Raw genomic sequence first — 6637 nt, 5'->3', positions numbered from 1 at the left:
GTGCAGGCGCGGATAGACAGCCCGGACCTCGGCGGCGAGGCGGCGGATCTCGGCCTGCGACGCGAGATCGGCGACGAAGGCATCCACCACGGCCCCCGGGACCGCCGAACGAATGCGCGCGGCGGCGGCCCGGGTTCGCAGCGCGTCCCGGCCGACGAGGCCGACGCGGGCGCCGGCCCGCGCGAGGCCGAGCGCCGTCTCGGTGCCGATGCCGGAGGTCGCCCCCGTGACGAGGGCGATCCGATCCCGCATCGGCGCGCCTACGCGCAAGCTAGAACACCGCCTGCCCGATGGCGAAGGCGACGATCACGATCACAACCGCCACCACCAGGAACAGGCCGAACAGGATGCGGGCGAGGGAGCCGGCGCCCGAGGCGATGCCGGTGAAGCCGAGGCCGCCCGCGACCAGGGAGATCACGAAACAGATGAGGGCCCATTTCAACAGGGTCATGCGCGTTACTCCCACTCCCGGAACCGAGCGATAACAGTCGTGAACCGCAAGCGTTCCGCCAAAGCTCGGCTGTTTCGCGCGTGTCAGTGCGGGGCCGCCGCGGCGGGGCTCGGCGGGGGTCCGGCGCGCTCCAGGAGGACCTGCGCCAGGGCGTGATAGAGCCCCTCGCAGCAGACCGCCTTCGAGACCGCGTCGGCGATCAGAGCCGCCACCATGAGGGGGATCATCAGGGCGTGGTCCTGGGTCATCTCGGTGACGATGACGAAGGCGGTGATCGGCGCCTGCAGGGCCCCCGTCAGGTAGGCGACCATGCCGACGAGGACGAGGGCCGCCACCGGCACATCGGCGAACAGGCCCTGGACGGCGGCCCCGAGGCCGGCCCCGACGCTGAGGGAGGGGGCGAACAACCCGCCCGGAATGCCGCTGATCGCCGAGAGCAGGGTCGCCAGGAACTTCAGGGGAGTGAAGTCGAGGGGCGCCTGCGACGTGCCGTGCAGGAGGGCGCGGGCCTCCTCGTAGCCGGTGCCGTAGACGGCGCCCCCCGAGGCGAGGCCGCAGAGGGCGACGCCGAGTCCGCAGGCCGCCGCGAACGGGATCGGGTGACGGGCGAGGGCCGCCCCGAGGCGCCCCGGCAGGCCGCGCGCGAACAGGATGACGATGCGGGCGAACCCGCCCCCGGCGAGCCCGCCGACGGCCCCGAGCACCGGCACGGCGAGCCATCCCGGCCCGAAGGGCAGGGCGGCATCGGAGGTGCCGAAATAGGTGTAGTTGCCAGTCAGCGCGAGGGCGGTGAGCCCGGCCGCCACGATGGCGGCGACGATGAGCCCCCCGGTGCGCGCCTCGTAGGCCCGGCCGAGCTCCTCGATGCCGAAGACGATGCCGGCGAGGGGCGTGTTGAAGGCGGCCGCCACCCCCGCAGCCCCGCCGGCGAGGATCAGGCCCGGCATCCGCTCCGGCGTCAGGTGCCCGGCCGCCGCCATGATCGCGGCCCCTACCTGCACGGTCGGCCCCTCGCGCCCCGTGGAAGCGCCGAAGAGCAGGCCGAGGCTCATCACCACGATCTTGCCGGCCGCGACCTTGAGCGAGACGAGCGACCGGCGCAGGGCGGCCTGCCCGGTCTGGCGCGCCGCGATCACCTGCGGGATGCCCGAGCCCTGCGCGTTCGGGAAGACCGTGCGGGCGAGCCAGGCGCAAAGCCCGAACCCCGCCGGGGTGATGCCGAGGGCGAGCCACGGCGACAGTGCCAGGACCTGGCGGAAAGCCCCCTGCGCCGCATCGGCGAGATGCGCCATGAGCACCGCGGCGAGGCCGACGCCGACGCCGCCGACGAGGAACAGCAGGCGGTGCCGCCACAGGCCGAAGGCGTCGCGGCCGGCCCCGCGCAGGCGCCGCATGCCCGGCCGGATCTTTCCAGACAAGGTCTTTCGCGACAGGACCTTTCGAGACAGGACCTTGCCGTACAACACCCGGGCGTGGCGGACGAGGCGGGTGCGGGGCATCGGTACCGGAGCGTGGCGGAGGAGGGATCCGGCGGGTCAGGCAAGGGCCGTACCCGGCCTCCTACGTCGACCCCTTCGCCTCCGCCCGGCAGAGGGCGTCGACGGTCTTGAGATAGGCCTTGGCGTCGAACTTCCGCAGGGAATTCTCGCTCTGGTAGCGCACCGTCCCGAAGATCTTGCGCCGGGCCCAGGGGCGGTCGTGCAGCCCGTAGACCCAGGCGACGTTGGTGAAGGAATTCGCGTCGCGCCCGTCGAGGAAGTAGCGGTTGTTGAGGCGCAGGGTCCGCCTGAACCCCTCTTCGGGGGAGGGCGACCATTCGAGGATCTTCTTACCCCAGTACATGCGCAGGTGGTTGTGCATGTAGCCGGTCTCGCGCATCTCGGCCTGGGCGGCGTTCCAGTAGATGTCGTGGGTGCGGCCCTCGGCGAGTTCCGCCTCCGTGTAGGTCTGCGGCCGGGGATCGTCGGCCTGCTCGGCCAGCGTCTTGCGCGCCCATTCGGGCACCGCGCGGGCGTAGTCGTCGTAGCCCTCCGTGTACTCGACGTGGTTCATCGCCAGTTCGCGGCGCACGACGACCTCCTCGACATAGGCCGCCCGGTCCTCCTGGCCGCCCGTCTTGGCGGCGCGCACCGCCAGCACGATCTCGACGGGCGAGATCTGCCCGAAATGCAGGTAGGGGCTCATGTGCGAGGCCGCCCCGGCCTCCGGCCGGTTGCGGTCGCTGCCGTAATCGGCGAACGGGCCGGCGAGATAGGCGGCGAGGCGCCGGCGCGCCTCGGTCTCGCCGCCGGTGAAGCGGCGCACGGGCGCGACGACCCGGTCGAGGGTCATGCCGGCCAGCACCGCCTCCGGATCGGCGATGTCGACCTCGCAGGCCGGCAGGCCGGACCCGGCCCGATGCTTCACCTTGCGGGCGGCGAGCGGCGCCACGTAGTCGTCGAGGTGCTTGTGCAGCTTCGGGCGCAGGGTGCGGGCGGCGTATTCGTGCTTGCCCGAGACGACCTCGACGGGCACCACCACGTCACCCTCGACCTGCACGATCCGGGTCTCGACGCCCGCGAGGATCTCGCCGTACCAGCGCTTCTGGATCGCGAGGTAGCCCCGGTCGAGCACGAGCAGCGCGGCGGCGTCCGCCAGTTCGATGGCGATTTCGGCGGGCGAGGCCTTGCGCAGGCAGAAGCCGATCCCGCGCGCCGCGAGGCCGGCCGCCGCATCGGCGAGCCCCTGGAGCAGGAAGGCGTAGTGCCGGGCATTGGCCTCGGGAAAGCCGTTGGCCCCGTCGAGCAGGCCGAAACAGGCGAGCACGGGCAGGCCGAGCCGGTTGGCCTCCTCGATCGCCAGTTCCAGGGCCGGGTTGTTGTGCGCGCGATTCGCCTGCTGCAGGAGATAGAGCACGTAGCGCCCGTCATCCCGGGGCGGGACGTCCTTGAGAATCCGAATCCGTCCCGCCTGAATCGCCATTCGTCACCGCCGTTCCTGAGTCGTGATGCAAGGTAGAGCGGCCGTTGCCTTCGGCAGCCATGACGGGGCGGGTTTACGCAGAAACGCGGACCCGCGGCGATTTCCGCGAACGCGAACGCTCGCCGATGAGCCTATGAAACCTGAATTCGATCAGAGCTTTGACAAGGTTTCGACATGCACCGGCCCGTCTCCGCGTCGCGAGCATTGGCCGCTGCTTGGCCTGCGTCATTTTGGATACAGAAATCGGGCAATCGGCCTCGGGTCGAGAAAAGCGACAGAAGCGCTGCCCTAACCACCTTGCATTTCCGTGGGAGAGGATCAGATTGTGCATTGCGGGAACGCGATGGCGTCGCGGTCCCGCTGCCCTCCTTGGGCGTTTCCTCCCTAGACTTCGGGCCGCTCTTCGGAGCGGCCTTTTTTCTGTGCCGAACCCGTCATCCACGGGCGCGGGCGCGGATCATGAAGTTGTCGTAGGTGTATTCCGCCACCTGGAACCAGAGGTATTCCTCGTTCCGGAACGTCTTCATCGCCTCGTAGATGCGCTTGAAGTCGGCGTTCTTGGCGCCGATCTCGCCGTAGACGTCGTTGGCGGCCTTGAGGGCGGCTTCCATCACCTCCTGGGGGAAGGGCCGCAGCTGCGCGCCGCCGGCCACGAGGCGCCTCAGGGCACGGGGATTGCGCGCGTCGTACTTGGCCTGCACGTCGGCATGGACCTGGGCGGCGGCCGCCTGCAGGATCGCCCGGTAGGCCTTCGGCAGACCCTTCCAGGCCTCGGCATTGAACCAGAGGTGCAGCATCGCGCCACCCTCCCAGAAGCCGGGATAGTGGTAGACCGGCGCGACCTTCTGCAGGCCGAGCTTCTCGTCGTCGTAGGGGCCGATCCATTCCGCGGCGTCGATGGCCTTCGATTCGAGGGCGCCGAACATGTCGGGCCCCGGCGTCCCCTGCGGCACGACGCCGAGCTTGGCCAGCACCTGCCCGCCGAGGCCCCCGACCCGGAGCTTCAGGCCCTGGAGGTCGGCGAGCGCCTTCACCTCGCGGCGAAACCACCCGCCCATCTGAGCGCCGGTATTGCCCGCCGGCAGGGCGACGAGGCCGTGCCTGGCGAAGATCTCGCCGAACAGGTCGGACGCCCCGCCCTGGAGCCACCAGGCGCTCTGGCCCCGGGCGTTGAGCCCGAAGGGCAGGGCGCAGGCCAGCGCGAAGGTCGGGTCCTTCGGTAACCCGAGGGTCGCCGGGCCGTAGCCCATCTCGACGGTGCCGGCCGCGACCGCATCGAGGAGGCCTTCGGCGGGCACCGGCTCGCCGGGACCGGAGGGCTGGATCTGGAAACGCCCGTCGGTGGCCTCCGCGACGATGCGGGCCAGCATCTCGGTGGCGCCGAACAGGATGTCGAGGTTCTTCGGATAGGCGCAGGCGAGGCGCCAGCGCAGGTCCGGCGCGCCCTGGGCACGGACGGGGCCGGCGAGCACGGCCGCCGCGCCGCCGAGGCCGGCGGAGAGGAGAGCACGGCGCCCCGGGGCGGGGCGCGCGGAGGATGGGGGCATGACGCCTCGCTGAAAGTTCCCGGTTCGTCCCGTGAACGCGCCGGCCGGGCCGGGGTGCGGCCATGGGGTTCGCGGTTCACGAACGACGAAGCGCCGGAAACGATCCCGAAACGGCCGCGACCGGGGACGCGAACGGGTCTGCGCGAGAGCCACGTGAGAGCCACGTGAGGGCTACTTGGCGTAGCTGAAAGTCCCGTCGTTCCAGACGTAGAGCACGTAGCCCTGAGCGGTGACGTCGCCCTTGGCGTCGAAGCCCACCGGGCCGAGCACGAGGTCGAAGCGCTCGGTGTGCAGCGTGGCGGCGATCCGTTTCGAGTCCGTCGTGTGGGCGAAATCGCCCGCCGCCACGAGGGCCTGGAGCGCGGCGTAGCCGTAGACGGTGGAGCCCTCGGGCTCGGCGCCCTCCGCCTTGAAGGCCGCGACCACGGCGGCGGCCTCGGGCTTGCGGCGCGGGTCGAGGTAGAAGGTCATCAGGACGCCGTTGCTGGCCGGGCCCGCGATGGTGGAAAATTCCTGGGTGGCAATGGCGGAAGTGCCGAACCATTGCGGCTTGAAGCCCCGCTCGGCCGAGATCCGCACGAGGCGGCCCATCTCGCGGGCGTCGCCGCCGTAATAGGCCACCGCGATGCCGGCGTCCCGGAGGCGGTCGGCCAGGGCCGCGTCGTCGGCGTCGCCGGCCGAAAACGCCGTGGCCACCGCCTCGTTGATGCCGATGCGGTTGAGGTTTTCCTTGGTGGCGGCGGCGAGGTTGCGCGAGCCCGGGGTCAGGTCGTTGAGGATCGCGATCTTCTTGTCGCGAAACCGCTCGGCGAGCACGGTCGCCGAGAGCTTGGCCTGGTCGTCGTCGCGCCCGCAGACGCGGAAGATCGTCGGCAGGCCCCGGTCGGTGAGCTTGGCGGCCACCGAGGCCGCGGTGATCATCACCGTGCCGTTGGCGGCATAGATCTCGGAGGCCGCGAGGGACGCGTTGGAGCAAACGTGGCCGACCACGAGGCGCACGCCCTGCGCCGCGTAATGGTTGGCCACCGCCACGGCCTTGTTGGAATCGCAGGCATCGTCCTGCACGTCGAGCACGATGGTCTGGCCGTCGAGACCGCCCCGGGCATTCGCGTCGCGGGCCGCCGCCTGGACGCCGCGCAGGACCTGTTCGCCCACGCTCACATAGGCGCCCGAGCGCGGGACCGCGACGCCCACGACCACGTCGGCACGGGCCTCAACGACGCAGAACGCCTCGCTGGCGCAGAGAACCAAACCGCCGGCCAGCCCGAAGAAGGCGCCTGCGAGCCCGGATCGCCGGGCCGCGCGTCTGAACCTCATGCCGCCCCGTCTCACGCCTCGTTCGACCTCGCGAAGAATATAGGCGGATCGGCCCTGAAGGGCGAGCCGCCCAGGTCCGACGCCGCTCGGCGCGGTCGAACCGTGGCAGCCCTGCGGGATGACGCGCGAGAACGCAAGGGGCGAGCCGCGCGGCGGTCGGCTCCGGGCGGCCGCCGCGCGGACCCGCCTTACCGCGCGACGCCGTACACGGACGCACCGGCGGTGACCGGCGCAGTGACGGTGGAGAAGACGGATAGGACCTTCTGGACTTCCGTGAAGGGCGCGTTCGAGACGTAGACGAGGTCGCGGTTGCGCATGCGGAAGGCCTGGGTCAGGAACAGGCTGTTGGGGTCGCGCATGT

Annotated in this window: 6 protein-coding genes and 1 pseudogene; all 7 read right to left on the bottom strand. The window is 71.1% G+C overall.

From position 1 onward, the window contains the following. A partial coding sequence (locus JWQ05_RS12900) for an SDR family NAD(P)-dependent oxidoreductase (protein ID WP_299658843.1) occupies nucleotides 1-252 on the bottom strand: 252 nt, incomplete at its 3' end. Nucleotides 253-271: 19 nt separating this feature from the next. After that, entirely contained in the window at nucleotides 272-451 is a 180-nt protein-coding gene (locus tag JWQ05_RS12895; RefSeq protein ID WP_299658842.1) for a DUF1328 domain-containing protein, read from the bottom strand. Between the two features lie 83 nt (nucleotides 452-534). Then, nucleotides 535-1845: a chloride channel protein gene (locus JWQ05_RS12890; RefSeq protein WP_299658844.1), complete on the bottom strand. Its 1311-nt coding sequence runs from the start codon at nucleotides 1843-1845 to the stop codon at nucleotides 535-537. A 166-nt stretch (nucleotides 1846-2011) separates the two neighbouring features. After that, on the bottom strand, nucleotides 2012-3412 hold the full coding sequence (locus tag JWQ05_RS12885) for a deoxyribodipyrimidine photo-lyase (protein ID WP_299658841.1): 1401 nt from the start codon (nucleotides 3410-3412) through the stop codon (nucleotides 2012-2014). A gap of 434 nt (nucleotides 3413-3846) precedes the next feature. Beyond that, the gene (locus JWQ05_RS12880; RefSeq protein WP_299658840.1) at nucleotides 3847-4959 is read right to left on the bottom strand and encodes a TRAP transporter substrate-binding protein; all 1113 of its coding nucleotides are present in this window, start codon (nucleotides 4957-4959) and stop codon (nucleotides 3847-3849) included. A gap of 171 nt (nucleotides 4960-5130) precedes the next feature. Continuing rightward, entirely contained in the window at nucleotides 5131-6276 is a 1146-nt protein-coding gene (locus tag JWQ05_RS12875) for a branched-chain amino acid ABC transporter substrate-binding protein (protein WP_299658839.1), read from the bottom strand. Nucleotides 6277-6464: 188 nt separating this feature from the next. Continuing rightward, nucleotides 6465-6637: pseudogene (locus JWQ05_RS12870) on the bottom strand (sugar transporter); the annotation flags it as partial.

Origin of the sequence: Methylobacterium sp., from assembly GCF_028290105.1 — a bacterium.
GTDB lineage: Bacteria > Pseudomonadota > Alphaproteobacteria > Rhizobiales > Beijerinckiaceae > Methylobacterium.
Note: the sequence above shows the minus strand (reverse complement) of the source record. Positions and strands in the feature narration are given on the sequence as shown.